This is a genomic window from Legionella sp. km772 (assembly GCF_003989735.1).
Lineage (GTDB): Bacteria > Pseudomonadota > Gammaproteobacteria > Legionellales > Legionellaceae > Legionella.
Genome location: NZ_RZGQ01000006.1, coordinates 14,673 through 35,990 on the forward strand (window position 1 = coordinate 14,673; position 21,318 = coordinate 35,990).

Sequence of the window (21,318 nt, forward strand, 5' to 3'; positions counted from 1 at the left end):
ATCACCCATCCATATACTAGTGTTAGTTCAAAATTAGAGAATAAGCAAATAAGCCGCTAAGACGTTTATTCAGGATAAATCCCAGCTATTGTAAGGTTGACCATTCCTCAATGCCAAGTTTAGGCTGGTGCTTGCCCGTATTCGGTCGAGCAATCCCTAGGATGATTAGCTTGGCACTCAATCATCCATTTTTATATGGAAGGACTTAGGGCGAGTCAAATAATCATACCCTAAGGTTGATAAACTACAGCCACGACCTGATTTCTTTATACCCGTCCATGCTAAGGCAGGATCCAAATAATCACAACGATTAATAAAAAACGTGCCGGTATTCAATCGCTCACCGATTGCGACCCCAGCGGCAAGGTCCTTAGTAAATACTGCCGCAGTTAAACCATAGTCACTATCATTCATTAACTCTATTGCTTCCTCATCATTGGCAACAGGCATAATACCGACTACGGGGCCAAAAGATTCTTCCCACATGATCCGCATGTTATGGTTCACTTGGGTTAATACTTGTGGGGCTAAATAAGGGCTCCCTGGTTTATCCATGGGAAAGTCATGCGGATTTATATGTGCCCTTGCCCCCATTTCTACTGCTTCTTTGATTTGTTCGCGCACAAAATCAGCAGCTGAGGCACGTACCATTGGACCTAAAGTAGTGTTAGGATCGTCTGAACGCCCTAATTGATATTGTTTTACTAAATCGACTGCTTTCCGAATGAATGCATCATAAATCGAGACATGAACATAAATACGCTCAATGCCACAACAGGATTGGCCAGAATTAAAAAAAGCCCCATCAATAGCAAGGGCAACCGCCTCATCTAAATTAGCATCAGCCCTAATATAGGCAGGATCTTTACCGCCTAGCTCAAGTCCAATAGGAATAAAACGTCCCGCTGCTGACTGTTCAATTTCAACACCCGCGGTTACAGAACCGGTAAAGCATACAGCATCCACCGAAGAAGACTGGATACAACATTTAGTTTGCTCATGAGTTAGATGTAAATACTGAAATACCCCCGCCGGCAGATCCGCCGCCTTGAATGCTTCGGCAAAACGTTCAGCTACTAAAGGCGTTTGTGCTGAGTGTTTCAAGAGGACGCAATTCCCGGCCATAATCGCAGGTATAATGGTATTTACCGCGGTTAGATAGGGGTAGTTCCACGGCGCAATGACAAAAACTAAACCCAGTGGCTCACGTTTTATATAACGAGTAAAGCGTAATTTCTCAGGAAGATGCACGTCTGCTAAAGAATCTCGCGCCTGCTCAATCATATAACGAGCCCGCTCTTCAAGCCCTCTTAGTTCATTTTTTGCATACCGAATTGGACGTCCCATTTGCCAGCTTAATTCTTCACCTAAAATGTCTTTATGAGCGACTAAAAAATCCACAGCAGCCTGACAAGCTTTTTCCCGGGTAGTTAGGGAAGATAATTTCCACCGCTCTTGAGCTTGTTTTGCTTTGCTCACCGCCAGTTCAATCTTGTCAGGCTTAGCGTAGCTCCGTTCTACATATAAAGAATTATCAATAGGAGAATAGGTTTTTAAGGTTGGCATCATGCTAAATCCCTTATTTAAATGATTTCAAAATAGCGATCGAGTTCCCAATCAGTAATATGCTTTCTAAATTCCCGCTCTTCCCATTCACGCGTGGCGGCGAAATGATTAACGAAATCCGCGCCAAATAGCTCATGCGCCGCTTTAGAGCTGCGTAAATTTTGGGCTGCATCCCATAAAGTGCTCGGTAAGTGCAATTCCTTAGGATGCTCTTGAGTATAAGAATTGCCTCTAACTTCAGCTTCCGGTTCTAATTGCTGTTCTATGCCGTATAATCCTGAGCCAATGGCTGCGGCTAACGCAAGATAGGGATTAGCATCAGCAGAACCTAAACGATATTCAATGCGTTGACTTTTTTCAGTTCCAGGGATAAGCCTTAAGGCAGTAGTTCGATTTTCAACCCCCCAAGTGGCAACTGTAGGCGCCCACGCCCCGGGGATAAGTCGGGTATAACTATTAATGGTCGGGGAAAACAGAGCTAAAAACTCTGGCATTAAACGCTGCTGCCCGGCTAAAAAATGCCGCTGAATTGCGCTCATATTATGGGGTTGACCCGCTTCATAAAAGGCTGAACGGCCGTTTTCTTTGTGCCGCAGTGATAAGTGGATATGCCCACTTTGACCGGGGTAATTTAAAGACCACTTAGCCATAAAAGTGGCCATTTTATTATTACGCTGGGCTAGTACCTTCATAAAGGTTTTAAATAAAGCCGCTTTATCCGCCGCAGCCTGGGCTTCATCGAAAAGGAGAGCGGCTTCTAAAACTCCAGGGCCGGTTTCAGTATGCAAACCTTCAATAGGAAAATCCATCCGCTCGCCCATGGCTAAAATTTGGTGATATAATTCAGCGTGAACGGTATTACGGATAATGGAATAACCAAAATTATCAGGAGTAAAGGTTTTAAGATTACGAAAGCCTTTTTCTCGCACGCTTTGCGGTGTTTCATCAAATACAAAAAATTCATATTCTAAGGCTGCAAACACCTCAAAACCCAGCTGACCTGCTTTGTGGATGACACGATTTAATAAAGCACGAGGACAAATGGCTTCGGCCGCGCCTGAAAACTCGCCTAAAAACAATAAAGTATTTTCTAAATATAAATCGCGGCAACTTGCAGGGATAATTCTCACCTGCGCATCAGGGTAGCCCGTATGCCAGCCAGTGTATTGTGCATTATCATATAAGCGATCTTTTAAATCCCAACCGAGGATCACATCGCAAAAAGCAAAACCCTGCTCCAAAGCGCTAAAAAACTTTTCGCGCGCCATATATTTGCCAAGGAGCACCCCATCAATATCGAAAACCCCTACTTTCACATGAGTTAATTGTTTCTCTTCGATAATGCGTTTGGCATCCGCAATAGTTTTAACCTCTCTGGGATTTAACATAACATATCCTTATGTTGTAGAAAGACGAGTATAAAAGAAGAAGTGCAAGAATCAAAGAGCGAAATTAAACTTAGCCAAGGCCTAGGCCTGAAAAGTTCAGATTTAGCATATAAAGTAACTACTGTTGTTTTTAGCGGGCCGTAGCGAAGCACTCAAGACCGACTTTCAAGGCAGTTCAATGCGGATTGTCTTGCTAAGACAGAATCATTTTTTTGCGGAGGGTTTGAAAATTTATCTATACGGTCCTGAGGGCGCCTCAGTGTCCGAGGGCTCTTTAGATTCTTTAGATTCTTCTTTTTCGGCAAAGTCCTGCCTTGAACTAATTATTTTAGAGGCAAAGAATCCATGAATGGAGGAGTTGATGATAGGCACACTACCTGAGGTAACCTCTGCAGAGTGGTTGCTCGGTTCGCTATAGCTATCAGCTAACCTATCTTTTAGATCATCCGCTGTGGGGGCTACTGCACTCTCTCCACCACCGGCTGCGGCAATTTCCACTTCCGAATAGCTTGGGGGCAGATTGAAGGTTGCTAAGACTTGGTGGAACTGGACCTTTGCATGGTTAGTAAACCGCGTATGCTCTGAGTCTTTTAAGACGTGATAATTTCCTTGAACAACAAAATTCTTCATTTGCTTTTGGAAGCTTTCTGCCATTTCTGCTAACTTAGCTTTATTATCATTGATATACTTAGCAAAACCGTCAATTCTTAGAGCATGTTTGAGTAAAGTAGTGCGTCGTTCAATTAAAAAATCACTGTATTCTTTAGCACCAGCGGGCATAAAGGCATCCACAAATTTGCTAAAATAATTATCAGGGATTAATAATAGTTTAAAAAGGGTTTCAAATTTTTCCTGCTGAAATTGTGCATTACTGGTGATGTCCGAAGAAACGATCTCACTTTCACTAGCAAGGCTTCCTTCAATAAAAATATCCAGCCAATTATAAGCTTTATAGGTCATAGGAAAAGGAAGACGGTTAATTTGTGCGGCGGCAATAGCTCCACTAATTTTAGGGAATTGACCTCCGCTGCGCATTGAAGCAAAAGACCAATCCCCATCAATTTTAAAGACTACATTATCTTTGTTAAGGCCTATGTTGCCGTTTTTTAAATCGGCTTCATGAATAAAATAAGCACCCGTGATAGCATGGCCCAGGCCGGTATAAGTTCCATCAGTAAATTTGCTTGGCTCATGCAAAGGTAGGGGGCGAAAACCAGGTACTTCTTTAGAAAGAATGAAATAAACATTGCTTTCAGGCTTATAACCCAGACGGGTTTCAGTTTGATTAGGAATAATTAACCGTAAAAACTCCTGTGCTAACCATTCCCTTCGTGCTTTAACCGGTGTTTCAATTTCTTTGCGGTACCAAACGGTAGTTGAATCTGGAAATCTGACTCTGTCTACTGTATGACTCATAGCCGCTGCGGACTCCACCAGACCTAATGAAACCAACTCACGCACATCTAGCGGTTGTGGCTTGGGGTCTACCGCAGAAGTTGCGGAGGAAGTACTAGAGAAAGAGGCCGATGTCGCAGTAGAGGAGGAGGCACTACCAGCAGTTTGAGCAGCTCTTAAATTACTATAGGTCGGTTCCGAGTCTCTAGGCATATGTGCTCACTTTATTAAATGACTATTTAAAATTGTACATCATATACGCTAACTGCTCAACATATCATCCCATATATTTTATCAAAACTCCCTCATTAGAATACTTTTTTTAACAATAGTGAATATATTTTGACTTCTTAAGCAAGTATTAAGCTTATTTGTGTAAAATTAATCTAAAAATAGACTAAACTAGACTATTAGAACAACTGCACAAACTGAATCTTAGGAGAACATAATGCCATTTATAGTAGATTTGAGGACGATGCAACAACCAAAAATATGGACTTCTCGTGCTGATACCGATGCGGCCCGTCGTTTACAAGCCCTCTATGATAAAGAAGACTCTGAAGGCTATAAAAAATTACTTGCAGAATTAAGAGCTGAGTATGTCAAGGAAAAAGGTAATGATAAGCGCGAACTGCATGATTTTCGTTTAACCGATGGCAAAGTGTTTGAGATTTGGGATACTGGACGCACTGAACCTACCTCAATTCAATTTATGGTTAAAGGTTCGGTAATCACTTGGTCTTTTCGCGCTGGTAAAGATGAGACCCATCAAACCTGGCGTGATAAAGTATTTAATACAGCGGCGATTGCTCATCAAAACGTAGAGCACGGTTGTGAAACTTATTACCGGGGAAGTAATGCCTACCATCTGAAAAAAATGCACTCGCATCGAGGTGAGTCTGACTATAACCACAACCATTATCGTTTAAAAGAAGACCGCCCAATTACTCCTAAAGAAGTAGAAGAACACTTAAGAGCCTTTTATAACCAAACCTATGGTAAAGAATTCATTCCTGAGCAAAGTGAAGTGGATTCAATAATCGGTAAGTATAAAATGTATTGGGCCGAATATGAATTAGATCCGCGTTATAATAAACACTATCCTATAGTAAACCACACTAAACGCTCGGTTCTCTTTAATGAATTATTAGACGCAATGGATGATGAGCAAAGAGAGAAAGCCCTCGATAACTATTGCGCCAAGATAGGTGTTGCTCAGCCTAATGTAAGACAAGCTTATGAAAAGTTAATGACAGAGGCAAAAGCCATTGGGGTAGTAGGACATTTTACTCGCGAGGTCCTAAAAGATACCATGGAAAGAGCCGCAGGCAGCGAATTTAAATCAGCTGACGCCATTCTTAGAATTGCACAAATGGAAGCCTTATACCCGGCAGCACGATATGTTAAATTTATTGCTGCTTTCAATGAGTTTAACAGCGTAGTTAACTTTTCTAATGATTTCCATGCTACTAAAGGATATTGGCCTCCTGATGATTATGAAGTAAGCGAAGATGATGAGTATTCGTCTTATGTATCATTAGATGTCGAAGGTACTCACTCCAAAAGCGGCAGTCCCACCTCCTCTGTACGAAGTGGTAGCCCCAGTGAACAATACAACAATGCCATTGACCAGATGATGACTTAGGATGATGAGGTTGAATTTAAACTCTTTGCTGAAGCATTAACCAACCGTTGTCGTAGTATTGATGATGCAATGTTAGGAGAATTAAGACCTGAAGATTTCCGTAAAGCCTTGCGTCTTTATAATGCGATGAAACACTTAAATAATGGAAGAATAACGGTAGAAGAATCTAGCGAGCAATTTTCCATGATTTCAGAAAAAAGTAAAAAATCCGTAGAAAGCCGCTTTTCTCCAGAACTCTTTGCGCAAGTAATAAGCATGCAATCGGAAATATCTGGTATGGTCAGTGTAGAACAAGACCCAGGTCCTGCTTTAAGCCATATTTTTGAGTGGATTAAAACTGCCTCACCCGAATTAGAAAAATGGTTAGCTTGGGTAGAAGAAAACGGATCGCGTGGTTTAGGTGCAGAAATTGCCCACACTAGAGAGCAAGAAGGTTCGAAAATTACTCGCCACAGCTTCTTTACTGAAATGGATGATAGAGGCCCTAACTCTAAAGTTGCTAACGTACTAAGCCTAAAACCAAAAAGTGAAAGTGCTGAAGATCAATTAGCCTTTAAAGTGCGAACTTATCTGCAATCCGTTATGCACTTAATGGGTGAAGAGGTTTATGTCCATAAGTCGAAAGTTGCTGATGTGCTTATTGATATCATTGAAGGTAAGAAATCTTATGATGAACTTGCCCCTGCTTTAGAGACCTACCCCAGATGGAACGAAGTTGAGAAGGCAGACCCAGTTATTAAAGGAGCGTTAACTGCTCTCGTAACTGAAACCCAAGAGTTAAAAGCTCCTAAAGCCCCTACTTTATCCTCTACCAATATGTAAGGTTAATTGAGATTGGTGAAACTCCAGCATCTGCTGGAGTTTTTTTTTTGCCAATAATAAATTTATCAAGTCCACCAAATTGGAAAACAAACTTAAACAAATTGGGGAATAGTTGCACCCGCTCTAGCTTTTATGCCACTAAGAAAATCTAAAGAACGCTCAAGACTTACTAAATCTTTGGCTCCGGCATTAGGGCCCAAATTTTGAATTTGCTGTTGATACATTTGAATCATATCAATTTTCTGATCTTTAGGAATGCCCGAAGTTTGCTGAATGGAATTTATTTGCTTAAAAAAATTCTGGCCATCTTCTGACGAGAGCTTCCCTTGCTCCATTAAGGTCAAAGTCATCGCGTTTAAATCATTAAACGACATATGGTTGACATTATAACTATCAGGGCTCGTTAGTTGAGTAAGCGGGTCTTTCTCTTTGTCTTTTTTAGCATGATGTGAGGTAAGATCGCTAAATAATTCAATTGCGCCCATTGCTGCGGTAAGAGGATTTATTAACATAATAGTCCCTTATTTTTAGTTTTATTTTTATATGCAGGTTTTATGCCACTTTTAATTCGGCCAAAATACCTTTAGTGATCCAGCTTTTTAAAAAACCCGCGGCGGTCATTGCCACCTTATCAACGGCAATCCACTCGCATAAACCTTCACATAAAGCCGAAAACGACAAGCCCTTTAACATCCCATCCATCATCCAAGCTTCTTCTTTCCCCAGACTATAATATTGAATAACATAATCAGCGGAACGCCATAAAAGCCACGCCCTAGCCGCCGTATCTTCAACTAAGTTAGGTAATTCCTTATCATCAACTAAGGCTTTCCAAAGAGGTAGAGCATTCCAAAAATAATTAGGCCTTTGAACGGAAGGATGTACAATAAAGGAAAGATTTACCCAGGCCTCAGGAGCGAGAGCTGCCATTTCTTCAATACTCACCCGCTTAGTATCTTCAGCGTCAAAGGCTAAAGTCATCTTCCATTCAAAATCAGCAAGCTCTGCTAAAAAAGAATACGCTTTATCGTAATAATTTTTTAAAAAAACAGATAATAGATCGCCATACCAACGAATGGAACGATAGTAAGAGGGATGGGCGTCAATAAAACAGCGACACATTTTTTGAAATTCTTCGGTGCCTAAATAACTGTGTAAAGCAGGAAAGGTAGTCGTTAAACATTCAATTAAACGTAATTGGTAAGCATCACGATAAATACCTAGACGTTTCTCGGCACTAAAGTCTTTAGTAGAAAGTACCGAGGGCATAATGTCTGGTTTACCCGCTAAAATAAATTGCTGAAATTGCTGCTGTAACTGGCTTAATTCACTCATGAACCACCTCTTCGGCCAATACCTGCTTGGCAATATGCTTCGCCTGTTCTAACTCTGCAAGTAATTCTGCCAGCGGCGGCATATTATCATCCCGCTCAACCATGGTAGACACCGGCCCTAAATGGTTTAAGGTAGCTGCATACAAATCCCAAACCTCTTTAGCAATAGGGGCATCGTGCGTGTCAATAATATAATTGCCATGATTGGAATGACCAGCCAAATGAATTTGCGCAACTCGCGATGCTGGCATGGCATGAATATATTCTAAGGGATTGAATTGGTGATTGACTGAACTAACATAGACGTTATTGACATCAAGTAAAATATAACAACCCGCTTGGCGGACAATTTCAATAATAAAGTCCCACTCACTCATTTCGGACTGTTGATAGCTTAAGTAACTTGATACGTTTTCAATTAGAAGAGGCCGCCCTAAAAAATCCTGCACTTGCTGAATCCGGGAAACAATGTGCTGCACCGCTTCATAAGTATAGGGAATGGGCAACAAATCATGGGCATTAACCCCTTTGACTCCGGTCCAACATAAATGATCAGAGATCCATTGTGGTTCAAGGCGTTTCGCCAAATGGGCTAGCTGATCAAGATACTCGCGATCAAAAGGATCGGTACTTCCTATAGATAAAGAAACCCCATGCATGACCAGTGGGTACTCTGCACGAATTTTATCGAGATAATAAAGAGGTTTTCCACCCGGAACCATATAATTTTCGCTGAGGATTTCAAACCAATCAATGTCAGGTTTAGTCGCTAAAATTTCTTCGTAATAATCAGGACGCAGACCTAAACCAAAACCAAGAAAAGACATTTTAGAGAGAAGGGAATTATTGTTTGCTACATCCATATAAGCCTTAGTTTTAAAACTAGGCCTAAATTATTTAGGCCCAGTTAGGATCAATAATTAGCTTGCCTTATCATCAGCAACTTTACCGCCAGCTTTTGTACAATCATCAGCAGACATTTCAGCCATACCTTTGCCTTTGCAAGAGTTTTGACCTTTGCAAGCGTTGTCAGCAGTTTTACACATGCTTTTACCTTTACATGCATTACCACCTATGCACTTAACCTGTGCATCAGTAGCAGCATCAGCAGCCATAGCTGGAGCAATAGAAAATAGAGCAGCAGCACCTACTGCAAGAGCAGCGCCAGTTAATTGTAATTTGTTCATTTAATTCCCTTGTAAATTAATTTAAAAGTAAACTTTTTGGCTAATTCAATTTAGCCAAAAATATTGTAAGGAGAAACAAGAAAAATTGTCAATACGTAGTTAACTGACTCTGTTCCATACCGGGAAAGACTTAGATAGATTAATTTTTTAAGGTACTATTTTTTAATAAAGTGAGCCATTTTTGCCGATTTTTGGATCCCATATCGCTTTTCTTAGTGGCATAATGAAGAACATAGATACCGTCGGAACCTTTCACAATTTTTTGCAATTCATCTTGTTGTAGATTTTTCGGTTGCATTACTTGATACTCAAAAATGACCATCTTTGGTTGTTTATCAATAAAATTAGATTTATAAAGTACCCCGGTTTTTTTCAAGTTGCTTAAAAAACGATTGGCAAATTCTTTTGCACTTACCTCTTCTAAACCAGGGATAAATTGGCTGGTAATTAATTCGTTCCAATGATTAATATTCTGCCCCATAGGCAAGTATTCAATGGTGGTGATGGCGTCTTTATGCTCACCCCAAACTGCTTTCCACACCCGGTTATCAAAGGTAATTTTTTGTTTTTCATAAGCCAAGAGCTTAGGGTCCATTGGCTTATTATCAATAGTCATTAAGCTACAATATAAGGTTCCTTTGTAATTATAATACTCAACACAATTAGGATTATTTACTTTAGTCACCTTAACTGCATTAGGGGGTAAAGCTAAATCTGTATTCGCGGCAAAACTTATCGAATACAAGAGGAAGGAGGATAGGATCAACTTTATATTATTCATAAGCGAAAACTCTGCAAGCTAACATGAATTAAGTGTAGATTATTGCGAGTATGCTTGCTTTAACTACTGATTGTTATCCCTCTAAGAGCGTGTCAAAGAAGTATTAGCGCAGGCTGTTTGCATGGTAGAAACTATTGTAAACAACCCGCTTGCTGCAAATTTAACGACGGACAATAATACGGTTATCTACATTTTTCACACCGGGAACTTTACGGGCAATTTGTTCTGCGACATCACTTTGACGAATCTTCTTAACATAGCCGCTTAAAATAACGAGGTTTTGAGTGGTTTGTACACGCACTTGTCCAATCACAGGATCTCCACTTTGGATTAAGGCGTTTTGCACTGATTGCGCTAAATTAGCTTCTGCTGAAGGAGGCGAGAAACTAAATACATTGGCCATAGGATTAGAACTTGTGGTTGTAGTATGGCAAGCCGATAACAAACATACGCAACCCGCTACAGCCGCTTTTACTAAATAATTTCGCATTACCTTCTCCATAATATTCTTATTTTTAATGTCAAAGCTTAAGAGTGTCATTTTGACTGAGGTCGTGCCATTGTGCAAGTGTTCCTCACTGCTCAAGCCTAAAAAAAAAGCTGGCATATCAATTACTTTCTTAAAAACTGCTATACTAATTTTTAAATCAAACCTACAGGATGTAGTGATGAACAATACAGCCAAAAAGACAACTACACGAGCCTCTAAAATAAAGAAGGAAAAGGACAAAATCGAGGCTAATCAAGCTAAAGAAAGCCACCCTGCAGAAACAGATTCTTTATTCCGTTTTATGGATAAATTTTATCAAGCCAATCTAGCCAAATTAACAGCAGCGATTAGCCCTGCAGCTATTGGTACGTCCTATTTTTCTTGGCTTGCCCAATTAGGACAATCCCCAGGCACTTTGTTACGCTTAGCGACTTATCCAATGCGCCACCTTGGTAATGTGACAAATAACTTGACCACCCAAGTACAGCCACGAAACGGTAAAGATGTACGCTTTCAAACCGAGAATTGGAGTAACTATCCTTGGCGTTTATGGGCCGAACAGTTTTTATTGTTAGAGGAATGGTGTCTTCAAGCCACTAAAGTCCCAGGGCTTGCTCCTCATGTAAAACGTACGGTCGCCTTTGGAATTAAACAAATGTTAGATGCTTTGTCTCCATCCAATTTTGTGCTCTCCAACCCCGATTTATTCCAAGAGACTATCCGTTCCCAAGGGAAAAATTTAGTCCGGGGTTCGGAATTGGCCATCCAAGATTTCTTAGAAAAAATATCAGGCTCCCCTCCGGCCGGAGTGGAGAATTTCATTCCAGGAAAACAAGTAGCCATTACAAAGGGGAAAGTAGTCTACAGTAATCACCTGATTGAACTCATTCAATATGAAGCGCAAACTACGAAAGTATACAAAGAACCGGTGTTAATGCTCCCTGCGTGGATAATGAAGTATTATATTCTCGATTTATTACCAGAAAATTCCCTCGTCAATTGGCTCACCAAACAAGGCCATACGGTATTTATCGTCTCTTGGCGTAATCCTGGTAGTGAAGATCGAAATATTGGCTTCGATGATTATTACCGCCTAGGTGCTATGGCTGCTATTGATGCCGTATCCAAAGCAGTACCCGAAGCTAAAATTCATCTTTTAGGCTATTGCCTCGGAGGAACCTTAGCCATGGTTACCGCTGCTGCTATGGCTAATAATAATGATCAGCGTCTAAAGAGTTTAACTCTGTTGGCTGCACAAGGTGATTTTACCGAGGCTGGAGAGTTATTATTATTTATCACTAAAAGTGAAGTCTCTTTCTTAAAAAACATGATGTGGGAACAAGGCTATCTCGATACCAAGCAAATGGCTGGATCCTTTCAAATGCTGCGCTCCTACGATCTAATTTGGTCTAAGATGGTACAAGATTACATGCATGGCAAACAACGAGGGATGATTGCTTTATTAGCATGGAATGCGGATGCGACCCGCATGCCCTACAAAATGCACAGTGAATATTTAGAGAAACTTTTCTTAAATAACGATTTTGCTGAAGGGCGTTTTTCTTTGGAAAATAAACATGTAGTAGCCCGGAATATCCAAATCCCAACTTTTGTAGTCAGTACCGAGAAAGATCACGTCGCACCATGGAAATCGGTTTATAAAACTCATCTCTTGTTAAATAGCGATATCACTTTTGTATTAACCAGTGGCGGCCATAATGCAGGGATCGTGAGTGAGCCAGGCCGGGAAGGCCGGAGTTATCGAATGAGTGAGCGGGCTAAAAATGATTCCTACATTGATCCCAAGACCTGGCTAGAAGAAACCCCGTTACAACAAGGTTCTTGGTGGGTTGCCTGGCAAAAATGGTTAGCCAATGAATCAACACCAATTATGGTCCCTCCTCCTAAAATGAGCGATAAATTACCCCCTGCTCCGGGTAAATATGTGCTCCAAAAATAGGAGGAACTCCTAATATAGGCTTGGTCTTGCTCTTAGTCTGAACCAAGGTTAGTCATAATAATGAGCTTTAAGAAGGGTTATATGGATACTATACTCGAGAATGTCACCTTTGATGAATTAACTATCGGTCAAAAAGCAGAACTAGTTAGAACCTTAACCAAGGATGATATTATTTTATTTGCGGCTATGTCTGGTGATATTAATCCTGCGCATCTCGATCCCGACTTTGCAAAGAACGATCTTTTTCATGAAGTCGTTGGTCATGGCATGTGGTCAGGAGCGCTCATATCTAATTTATTGGGGACAGTGTTACCAGGACCCGGAACCATTTATGTTGAACAAGATATAAAATTTAAAAGCCCTATGCATTTAGGTGATACATTAAAACTTAGCATCACTGTCCGGGAAAAAATAAATAATTCCCATAAGGTGTATTTTGATTGCCTTGGTATAAATCAAAAGGGCCAAACGGTTATTGAAGGAAATGCTTGCGTGATTGCCCCCCTGCAGAAACTGAAGGTACCCCGAAGTGAGTTGCCCCGGGTAAGCATTGATCACAAAGACCACTTCAATAAAGTTATAAAAGAATGCAAACAATATCCCCCCATTCGCACTGCCATCGTTCATCCTACCAGCGCTAATGTTTTGGAAGCCGCGTTTGACGCTCAGCAAGAGGGATTAATTATCCCTATTTTAATAGGGCCTGCCGATAAGATTCACAAAGCAGCGCAAGAGGCTCAAATTGGCATTGAACACTGGGACTTGATCGATACTGAGCATAGCGATGCCGCTGCCCAAAAGGCGGTGGAATTAGCTGCTGCTGGCAAAATTGAAGCGATTATGAAAGGCTCTTTACATACGGATGAGCTAATGTCGGCTATTGTGTGCAGTAATTCAGGTCTTAGAACTAAATACCGGATTAGTCATGTCTATATCATGGACGTACCCACCTACCATAAACCCTTATTTATTACTGATGCTGCGATTAATATTGCCCCTAATGTTGAAATAAAAGCCGACATTTGCCAAAACGCAATTAATTTATGGCATGTCTTATATGGAGATGAATTACCAAAAGTAGCCATCCTTGCTGCAGTAGAAGTAGTTAATCCCAAAATGCAGGCTACCGTTGACGCCGCCGTTTTATGTAAAATGCTCGATCGAGGACAGATAACAAACGCCATTCTTGATGGACCACTCGCCTTTGATAATGCAATAAATAAAGAAGCGGCCCGTACCAAGAATATTAATTCACCCGTTGCTGGTGATGCTGATATCTTGTTGGTTCCTGAAATTGAAGCAGGGAATATGCTTGCTAAGCAATTAAGCTTTCTTACCAATGCCGATGCCGCAGGAATTGTATGTGGTGCTCGAGTACCGATTATTTTACCCAGCAGAGCGGACTCCTTACGTACTCGCCTTTTATCTTGCGCAGTCGCGGTTAAAATGGCTGATGCACGTAAAACAGGGAAATTAAAATAGCCCAAAGATCTAGCTCTAGAGTAATTAATCCCCCGAAAAAGGATGCATGCCAAGGTATTTAGGCTTTAAGAGCCTAATAATCCGTCTTTAGCATGCAACTGAGCGAGCTCGCTTTTCTTAGCCTTTCTTTTAGCTTCCCAAGTATGGAGCAATACATAAAAAGCAGGGACAAAAACCACAGCTAAACAAGTGGATGCGAGCATCCCACTGCATACAGCGATACCAATAGAGTTACGAGCATGTGCTCCTGCGCCTGTTGCGAATACGAGTGGCATTACCCCTAAGATAAAAGCAAAAGAAGTCATTAAAATTGGTCTGAACCGTTTTTTAGCCCCTAATACTGCCGCCTCCATTACCGTTTTATTATTATACAGCTGTTCTTCGCGTGCCACCTCAACAATAAGAATGGCATTTTTTGCAGCTAAGGCAATCAATAAGAGAATACCAATTTGGGTATACATATTATTTGCTAAACCCAAAGCCGATAAAGCCAAAACGGTTCCGATTAAAGCTAAAGGTACGCTAAGTAAAACTGCGGCTGGCGTGATCCAACTTTCATATTGTCCGGCTAAGATTAAATACACTAACACTAAAGAAAGAAGGAAAATATAATAACTAACATTTCCGGCAATTTTTTCTTGGTATGCTGTACTAGTCCATTCATAGCTTACTCCAGTAGGCAGTATTTGTTTTGCCAACCGCTCCATCGCAGCCATTGCCTGTCCCGAACTATAACCCGTTGCTGAAGCCCCATAAATATTGGCGGAGGGATATAAATTATATAAAGAAATTAGTGAAGGGCCTACATCGGGATAAATATCGGTTAAGGTTCCTAAAGGTACCATACCCCCATTTTTATTTTTTACATAAAAATTACGGACATCTTCAATCGTCATTCGAGAGGAGGCTTCAGCTTGTACATAGACTTGAAACACTTGGCCGAATTTAGAAAACAAATTCACATAGGAAGAACCTAGATAGGTTTGCAAGGTATCGGTGGCATCACCAATAGCAACCCCTAAGGACTCCGCTTTAGTTCTATCAATAGGAGCCGATACTTGCGGCACAGAAGCTCGAAATGAAGTCATTAAACGTTGCACTTCGGGTTGCATACTGGCGTAATGGATCAGCTGATCGGTGGCCGCTTGTAATTTACGGTAATCGAAGCTTCCATCGGTTAACTCCAATTGCATTTGAAAACCACCTGACATCCCTAAACCCTGGATGGGCGGAGGCACCATCACTAAAACTTTGGCGTCAAGAGTTTTCCTTGCGATGTTATTGAGTTTTTCGTACATATGTAAAAGATCTTCGTCTTTACCGCGTACACTCCAATCTTTAAACATCACATAAAGCACACCGGCATTAGCAAGGGTAGCATTGCTATCTAATAATGAAATGCCATCAATAGTAATGACATTTTCCACCCCGCCTAATTTAGAAGCTTGAGCACTTAATTTCTGCATCACCGCCTCTGTACGCTCTAAAGAGGCCCCATCAGGTAACTGAACGTTCAACATCATGTAGCCCTGATCTTCAATGGGTATAAAACCGGTTGGAATTTTACTGATGCCAAACACCGCTAAAGCAACGAGAGCAAGCCCTATTAAACACACTTTTTTATAATTATGCACTAGGGAGTCAATAAAATTAATGTAGCGATTTTCTAAGGGATAATAGACTTTATCAAAAGCACGGTAGAAGATATTTTTCTTTTCTACTTCTGGTACTGGCTTTAGCCATAAAGCACATTGTGTGGGTTTTAGGGTCATCGCATTGATCGCACTGATAAAGGCGGTAGCCGCAATCACTAAAGCAAATTGGGCGTACATTGAACCGGTTAAACCGGGCATAAATCCAGCCGGTACAAATACTGCCATAAGAACCAGGGTAATACCTAAAATAGGGCCAATTAATTCGCGCATTGCTTCAATGGCGGCTTCCTTAGGTGGTAAGCCTCGCTCAATATGTTGGGTAACGCCTTCAACGATTACAATCGCATCATCCACCACAATGCCAATCGCCAGTACTAAGGCAAAAAGGGTTAAGAGGTTCACCGAGTAACTTAATAAAAGCATGGCAAAGAATGCGCCGATAATAGTCACGGGAACAGTGGTAGTAGGTACTAGGGTTGCGCGAGCATTTTGTAAAAAGAACAGAATAACAATAAGTACTAAAATACCTGCTTCAAATAAAGTTTTATACACTTCATCTACCGAGGCTTTAACAAAAATTGTGGTATCAAAAGGGATGGAATATTTCATCCCAGGTGGGAATTGTTTTGCCATTTTTTCAACAGCAGCCCGAACTTCATTAGCGACATCTAAAGCATTGGCTCCAGGCAATTGGAAGATACCGATAGCAGCCGTTGGTTGATTATTGAGTTTAGAAAGCTGATTATAACTTGAAGAACCAAGCTCTACTCGTCCTACGTCCTTAACTCGCACGATTTGTGCACTGGAGCTGGCATTCGCATTCTGATTAGGTTTAGTGGATTCGGACTTCACTACAATATTGGCAAATTCTTTAGGATCAGCTAATTGTCCTGGTACATTTACCGTAAATTGGTAAGCTTGATTTCCAGCGGTTGGAGGCGAGGCGATTTGCCCCGCAGAAACTTCTTGGTTTTGTCGGCTAATCGCATTTACTACATCACTGGGATTCAATCCATAAGCGAGCATTTTTTTCGGATCAAGCCAAATACGCATCGCATAACTTCCGGTACCAAAAATCACCACATTCCCTACTCCAGGTAAACGCGATAATTCATCTTGCATATTGATGGTTGCATAGTTATTTAGAAATAAACCATCATACTCGCCATGTTCAGAGGTAAGCGTAATAAATTGCAGAATAGCCGTTGATTTTTGTTGGACTACCACCCCTTGTTTTTGCACCGACTCCGGGAGCTGCGCCATCGCGGCTTGCACTCTGTTTTGGACTAAGATCTGGGCAAAGTTAAGATCAGTTCCGATTTCGAAAGTTACAATTAAGGTATAAGTACCGTTGTTGGTGTTGGTCGATTGCATGTAGAGCATTTTCTCCACACCATTAACTTGTTGCTCAATAGGTAAGGCAACCGTCTTTATTAAGGTTTCTGCATTCGCCCCCGGATAACTGGTCGTCACTTGGATAGTGGGCGGTACGATAGAGGGATACTGGGTGACCGGTAAAACTAAAATGGCCACAAAACCTAAAAAAACGATGAACAGAGCAATAACGTTCGCTAAGATAGGGCGTTCTATAAAAAATTTAGAAATCATTGTCTTATATTCTCACTTTCCCTGATACGATCAGCATTAGTAATTTTACAGTTACAGAGGGTTTAGTACGGCCTATAATAGCCAGTCAAGGTTAAAAATCATCAGTGCAAGTCCGGGCTAGGCAAGACCAAAGATGCAGACCATTGATGAGCCTACTACTCAAGCCGCTGTTTTTTGCGCTCCCTGAATTTCTACTTTATTACCCGGGGATGCATTTTGTAAGCCATCGACTATCACCCTTTCGTCTGCGCTTATACCTTTAGTAACCGCCTGCTTGCCATTTTCAGCAACGCCCAAATCAATATGTTTTAATTGCACTACATCGTCTTTATCGACGATCAGCACATAGGGACCAATTTGATCATAAAGAATAGCGGTGCTGGGGATGGTTAATTGTTTTTTAGGCTGTGATACTGCGATTTGCACCTGCACAAATAAACCAGGTACAAAAAGGTTATCTTTATTTTCTAATAAGGCACGCAATTCCATGGTTCCAGTAGATGCATTAAGACCGGTATTCACAAAATCTAAAGTAGCTTTGTGCTTATACCCTGTTTCATTTTGGAAATTAATATATACAGGAATTTTATGAATGTCTGCAGGTTTAAAGCCACTGGCTCTCGCTGCAGCTCGGAGTTTAATCAAGTCTAACTCGTTAAGATTAAAATAAACATACAGTTTATCGACTTGATCTATAGTTGCTAAATTGGTTGCCACCCCATTGCCTACTAAGTTCCCAATATCGACTAAATGTCGGCCAATACGTCCATCAAAAGGAGCTGAGATATGGGTATAACTATAATTAATTTGGGCATTGACCTCATCCGCCTTGGATTTATCTAATTCAGCTTTAGATTCGTCCATTTTTGCCAGCCATTTTTGTACGTTATTCAAGGAGGTAGCATTTTGCTTGTACATCCGTTGTTGGCGCTCATATTCTAACTTGGCATAGTCATAGGCTGCTTGATTGGCTGCAACCGTTGCTTGTGCTGCTAGTAATTGTTCCCAATAGGGTTCTGGTTGAATAACGAATAATTCCGTACCTTTTTTCACAAAGGTTCCATCAACGAACTCGATGGAATTTAAATAACCCGAAACTCGGGCAACTAAATTTACAGAGTTAAAGGCGACCGTAGTCCCTGTTTGCGTTACAAACTCGATCATGTCGGCTAATACTGGCTTTTGAACTACCACCACAGGGAGTGGAAGCGTTATTTCTTCTTTTTTTGTAAAATGCTGGATAACAAAATAAGCTAATACAAGCACTGCAATAAAGACTATAACTTTTGTTTGCTTAGATTTTTTTTCTTGGTTCATGCTCATTACCATTTTGGTAGATAAAGTTGTTGTATTCTTTGGGCTTTAGTCATTGGTGGCATATGATTTTGTTGTTTTAACAAAGTACCCCAATTAGTTCGAGCCGCCATTTCATCTTTTATTTTTTGCGGAATCACATCATCAAACCCTCTAATTTGCCAACCGCCACCTAAAGAGCGATATAAAGCGATTAATGCTTCAGGGATATTGCCTTGTGCATTAACTAAAGAGGTTTGGACACTTAATAATTGCTGTTCAGCATTTAAAACAGGGGTAAAATCGGTTTCGCCCTCTTTATAGCGCACAATGGCTAGTTGTAAGGACTTGGTAGCGGAGTTGTTAGCTTGGGTTAAATAATAAACCGCCGCTTTTGCCTGAATATAAGCGCTAATATTATCCTGCACTTCTTTTTGCGCTTGTAAAACTAGATTAACATAGTTTAATAAGGCCTGTTGGAACACTGCGTCTTGAACGCGCACGGCATTGGTAATTTGCCCATAATTTAACAGGGACCAAGCCAGCGAAGGCCCGGCAGTAATCGTCCTATTGGACCAATTAAACATATCAGCGATGCTTGCACTACCAATAGAACTGGAAGAAAAAGTAAAGCTGCCTACTAAAGATAAAGCCGGGAACAATTCTGCTTTTATAGCACCAATTGCCGCTCCTTGTTGTACTGCTTGTAATCGGGCTTTATGGATGTCTGGTCGTCGGGCAATCGTTTCTTTAGGGATACCTACAGCAACTGAATAAGGCGCCTTGGGTATGCCGTAGCTTTTTTTCAGCAGGCCGTCAACGCCATTAGGAATAGTACCGAGTAATACGGCGATAGTATCTTTTTGGGTCTGTAAATCATTAATATAGGGAGGTAAAGAGGCCTGGGTTTGCGCCAATTCGGTTTTGGCCTGCTCAACATCAACCAAGCTTACTTCACCCGCATTATATCGTGCTAGTGCGATCTTTAAGCTCATTTTTTGGACTACAATATTCGCATTAGTTACTTTAATGAGTTTTTCGGTAGTACGAATTTTGGTATAAGAAGTTGCAATATCCGAAGTCAGGGTAATCAACGCATTGTCATAAGCGGCAACCGAGGCTAGAAAAGCGGCATCATTAGATTGGATTGCCCGGCGGTATTTACCCCAAAAATCCAATTCCCAGCTTGCTGAAAATCCGAGCGCCGCGGTATCAAAACTAGTGGGTAGAATACTTTCTAAGGAGCTTCCACCTATACGGTTGTAAGTATAGTTGCCAATCATGCCTTGTTGTTGTGGATAAAGCTCACCAACAGTTTGAGCCAACTGGGCTCTGGCTTGTAAGACGCTTGTCCCGGCAATTTGGATGGAAATATTGTTTTTGTAGCCCTGCTTAATGAGTTCGGTAAGGGTAGGATCTTTAAAGACTCTCCACCATAAGACATCTTTAAAAGGCGTTTCTTTAACTGAAGCATTCTTTTGCGGCCAATGTTCCGCGATAGTTTTTTGCGGTTCCTTATAATTAGGCCCCACCATACAGGAACAAAGAAATAAACAGAGCATTAAAGTAAAAGTACGTAACATGTTTATTTAAAGTTCCCCATCAAATCAATCCATGACATCCTGAGCTATTTTCCTATCATGAACCTAGTAGAAAAATATCTAGAATTTATGACTTTATCATCACTTAATTAGATTTGGTAGTAAAAAAAATTTAAAAATCAATTAGAGTTAACATTGGCTTAACAATTTATCTACTGTTAGCCTATACTGTGAATGATTAGGAAGATGAGAATCAACATGGACAAAGATTATTATAAAATAATGGGCCTAGCCTCCACTGCCACCGAACAAGAAATTAAAACCGCTTATCGCCGTCTTGCCAGAAAATATCATCCCGATATTAGTAAAGAGCCTAATGCGGAGGAGCGCTTTAAAGAAATGGGTGAGGCTTACGAAACCTTAAAAGATCCTAAAAAACGTGCTCAATATGATGATTATCTTAAAAACCGTGAATTCTATGAGCAAGCACAACAGCACAATACGCCCCATTATTCCTATCACAATTACAGTGGTCCTGAATTTCAGAGTGCAGATTTTAGTGGTACTGAATTCAATAGTGATTTTTTTGAGTCCCTATTTGGTCATGCCCGTACGCACAACCAGCCTCGCGCCGGTCAAGACTACCACGGTAAAATAAGCATAAGTTTAGAAGAGGCGTTTAATGGTACGGTCAAAAGCATTCAAATACCTACCGAGAGCGGAAAAACCCAAACCTTAAATGTTAAAATCCCTGTAGGCGTAAAATCAGGCCAGCAAATCCGTCTCCCAGGTCAAGGGGCAGCAGGGCTAAATAATGGTCCCAAAGGAGATTTATATTTAACTGTAGAGGTAATGAAGCATCCTCTGTTTGATGTACAAGATAGTGATATTTATTTAACACTCCCTTTAACCCCGTGGGAAGCGGCCCTAGGAACAACCGTCGTAGTCCCCACCCTAGCAGGTAAAATAGATTTAAAAATTCCCGCCGGTTCGCAAGGCGGACAAAAACTAAGAATAAAAAATCGCGGCCTTCCAGGAGCTACCCCCGGAAACCAATATGTATTATTAAAAATAATTACTCCACCAGCCACTACTGATGCAGCTAAAGAATTATATCAAAAAATGGCCGAAGTAATGCCTTTTAATCCTCGCGCATCGATGGGAGTATAAA

17 protein-coding genes are annotated in these 21,318 nt (G+C 40.9%); 5 read left to right on the forward strand and 12 right to left on the reverse strand.

Going from position 1 to position 21,318, the window contains the following annotated elements:
* Positions 1–177: 177 nt before the first annotated feature.
* The 3 genes from ELY15_RS01495 to ELY15_RS01505 all read right to left on the reverse strand — a co-directional run bounded on the left by ELY15_RS01495 (position 178) and on the right by ELY15_RS01505 (position 4,562).
* Positions 178–1,569, reverse strand: a complete 1,392-nt coding sequence (locus ELY15_RS01495) for an aldehyde dehydrogenase family protein (RefSeq protein WP_127097892.1) — start codon at positions 1,567–1,569, stop codon at positions 178–180.
* Between the two features lie 14 nt (positions 1,570–1,583).
* Complete coding sequence (locus ELY15_RS01500) at positions 1,584–2,954, reverse strand: glutamine synthetase family protein (protein WP_127097893.1); 1,371 nt, start codon at positions 2,952–2,954, stop codon at positions 1,584–1,586.
* 231 nt (positions 2,955–3,185) lie between these two features.
* Positions 3,186–4,562: a hypothetical protein gene (locus ELY15_RS01505; protein ID WP_127097894.1), complete on the reverse strand. Its 1,377-nt coding sequence runs from the start codon at positions 4,560–4,562 to the stop codon at positions 3,186–3,188.
* A 235-nt stretch (positions 4,563–4,797) separates the two neighbouring features.
* On the opposite strand from ELY15_RS01505, the gene ELY15_RS01510 reads away from it, so the two are divergent.
* Both ELY15_RS01510 and ELY15_RS01515 read left to right on the forward strand, forming a co-directional pair.
* Positions 4,798–5,994 (forward strand): hypothetical protein, encoded by a 1,197-nt coding sequence (locus ELY15_RS01510; protein ID WP_127097895.1) that lies wholly within the window; start codon positions 4,798–4,800, stop codon positions 5,992–5,994.
* A gap of 69 nt (positions 5,995–6,063) precedes the next feature.
* Positions 6,064–6,816 carry a hypothetical protein gene (locus tag ELY15_RS01515; protein WP_127097896.1) on the forward strand — a complete coding sequence of 251 codons (753 nt, stop codon included), beginning with the start codon at positions 6,064–6,066 and terminating at the stop codon, positions 6,814–6,816.
* A 92-nt stretch (positions 6,817–6,908) separates the two neighbouring features.
* On the opposite strand, the gene ELY15_RS01520 is transcribed toward ELY15_RS01515, so the two are convergent.
* From ELY15_RS01520 to ELY15_RS01545, 6 genes are all read right to left on the reverse strand, one after another.
* A complete protein-coding gene (locus ELY15_RS01520; protein ID WP_127097897.1) occupies positions 6,909–7,328 on the reverse strand; it encodes a hypothetical protein in 420 nt (139 codons plus the stop codon).
* Between the two features lie 40 nt (positions 7,329–7,368).
* On the reverse strand, positions 7,369–8,151 hold the full coding sequence (locus ELY15_RS01525) for a DUF2063 domain-containing protein (protein ID WP_127097898.1): 783 nt from the start codon (positions 8,149–8,151) through the stop codon (positions 7,369–7,371).
* Entirely contained in the window at positions 8,144–9,013 is an 870-nt protein-coding gene (locus tag ELY15_RS01530) for a DUF692 domain-containing protein (RefSeq protein ID WP_127097899.1), read from the reverse strand. Before ELY15_RS01530 ends, ELY15_RS01525 begins: the two co-directional genes overlap by 8 nt.
* Positions 9,014–9,070: 57 nt before the next feature.
* Entirely contained in the window at positions 9,071–9,337 is a 267-nt protein-coding gene (locus ELY15_RS01535; RefSeq protein ID WP_127097900.1) for a hypothetical protein, read from the reverse strand.
* Positions 9,338–9,476: 139 nt separating this feature from the next.
* On the reverse strand, positions 9,477–10,118 hold the full coding sequence (locus tag ELY15_RS01540) for a hypothetical protein (RefSeq protein WP_127097901.1): 642 nt from the start codon (positions 10,116–10,118) through the stop codon (positions 9,477–9,479).
* A gap of 160 nt (positions 10,119–10,278) precedes the next feature.
* Positions 10,279–10,725 (reverse strand): BON domain-containing protein, encoded by a 447-nt coding sequence (locus ELY15_RS01545; protein WP_233586479.1) that lies wholly within the window; start codon positions 10,723–10,725, stop codon positions 10,279–10,281.
* Between the two features lie 61 nt (positions 10,726–10,786).
* On the opposite strand from ELY15_RS01545, the gene ELY15_RS01550 reads away from it, so the two are divergent.
* Both ELY15_RS01550 and ELY15_RS01555 read left to right on the forward strand, forming a co-directional pair.
* A complete protein-coding gene (locus ELY15_RS01550; RefSeq protein ID WP_127097902.1) occupies positions 10,787–12,568 on the forward strand; it encodes an alpha/beta hydrolase in 1,782 nt (593 codons plus the stop codon).
* 81 nt (positions 12,569–12,649) lie between these two features.
* Positions 12,650–14,050, forward strand: a complete 1,401-nt coding sequence (locus tag ELY15_RS01555; protein ID WP_127097903.1) for a bifunctional enoyl-CoA hydratase/phosphate acetyltransferase — start codon at positions 12,650–12,652, stop codon at positions 14,048–14,050.
* 65 nt (positions 14,051–14,115) lie between these two features.
* Here ELY15_RS01555 and ELY15_RS01560 read toward each other — a convergent pair whose 3' ends face one another.
* From ELY15_RS01560 to ELY15_RS01570, 3 genes are all read right to left on the reverse strand, one after another.
* Positions 14,116–17,313, reverse strand: coding sequence for an efflux RND transporter permease subunit (locus tag ELY15_RS01560; protein ID WP_127097904.1), 3,198 nt, complete (start codon positions 17,311–17,313; stop codon positions 14,116–14,118).
* Positions 17,314–17,472: 159 nt separating this feature from the next.
* Positions 17,473–18,630, reverse strand: coding sequence for an efflux RND transporter periplasmic adaptor subunit (locus tag ELY15_RS01565; protein WP_199744141.1), 1,158 nt, complete (start codon positions 18,628–18,630; stop codon positions 17,473–17,475).
* 5 nt (positions 18,631–18,635) lie between these two features.
* On the reverse strand, positions 18,636–20,189 hold the full coding sequence (locus ELY15_RS01570) for an efflux transporter outer membrane subunit (protein ID WP_127097906.1): 1,554 nt from the start codon (positions 20,187–20,189) through the stop codon (positions 18,636–18,638).
* A 216-nt stretch (positions 20,190–20,405) separates the two neighbouring features.
* Here ELY15_RS01570 and ELY15_RS01575 point away from each other — a divergent pair, with 216 nt between their 5' ends.
* The gene (locus ELY15_RS01575; protein ID WP_127097907.1) at positions 20,406–21,317 is read left to right on the forward strand and encodes a DnaJ C-terminal domain-containing protein; all 912 of its coding nucleotides are present in this window, start codon (positions 20,406–20,408) and stop codon (positions 21,315–21,317) included.
* Position 21,318: the final 1 nt, after the last annotated feature.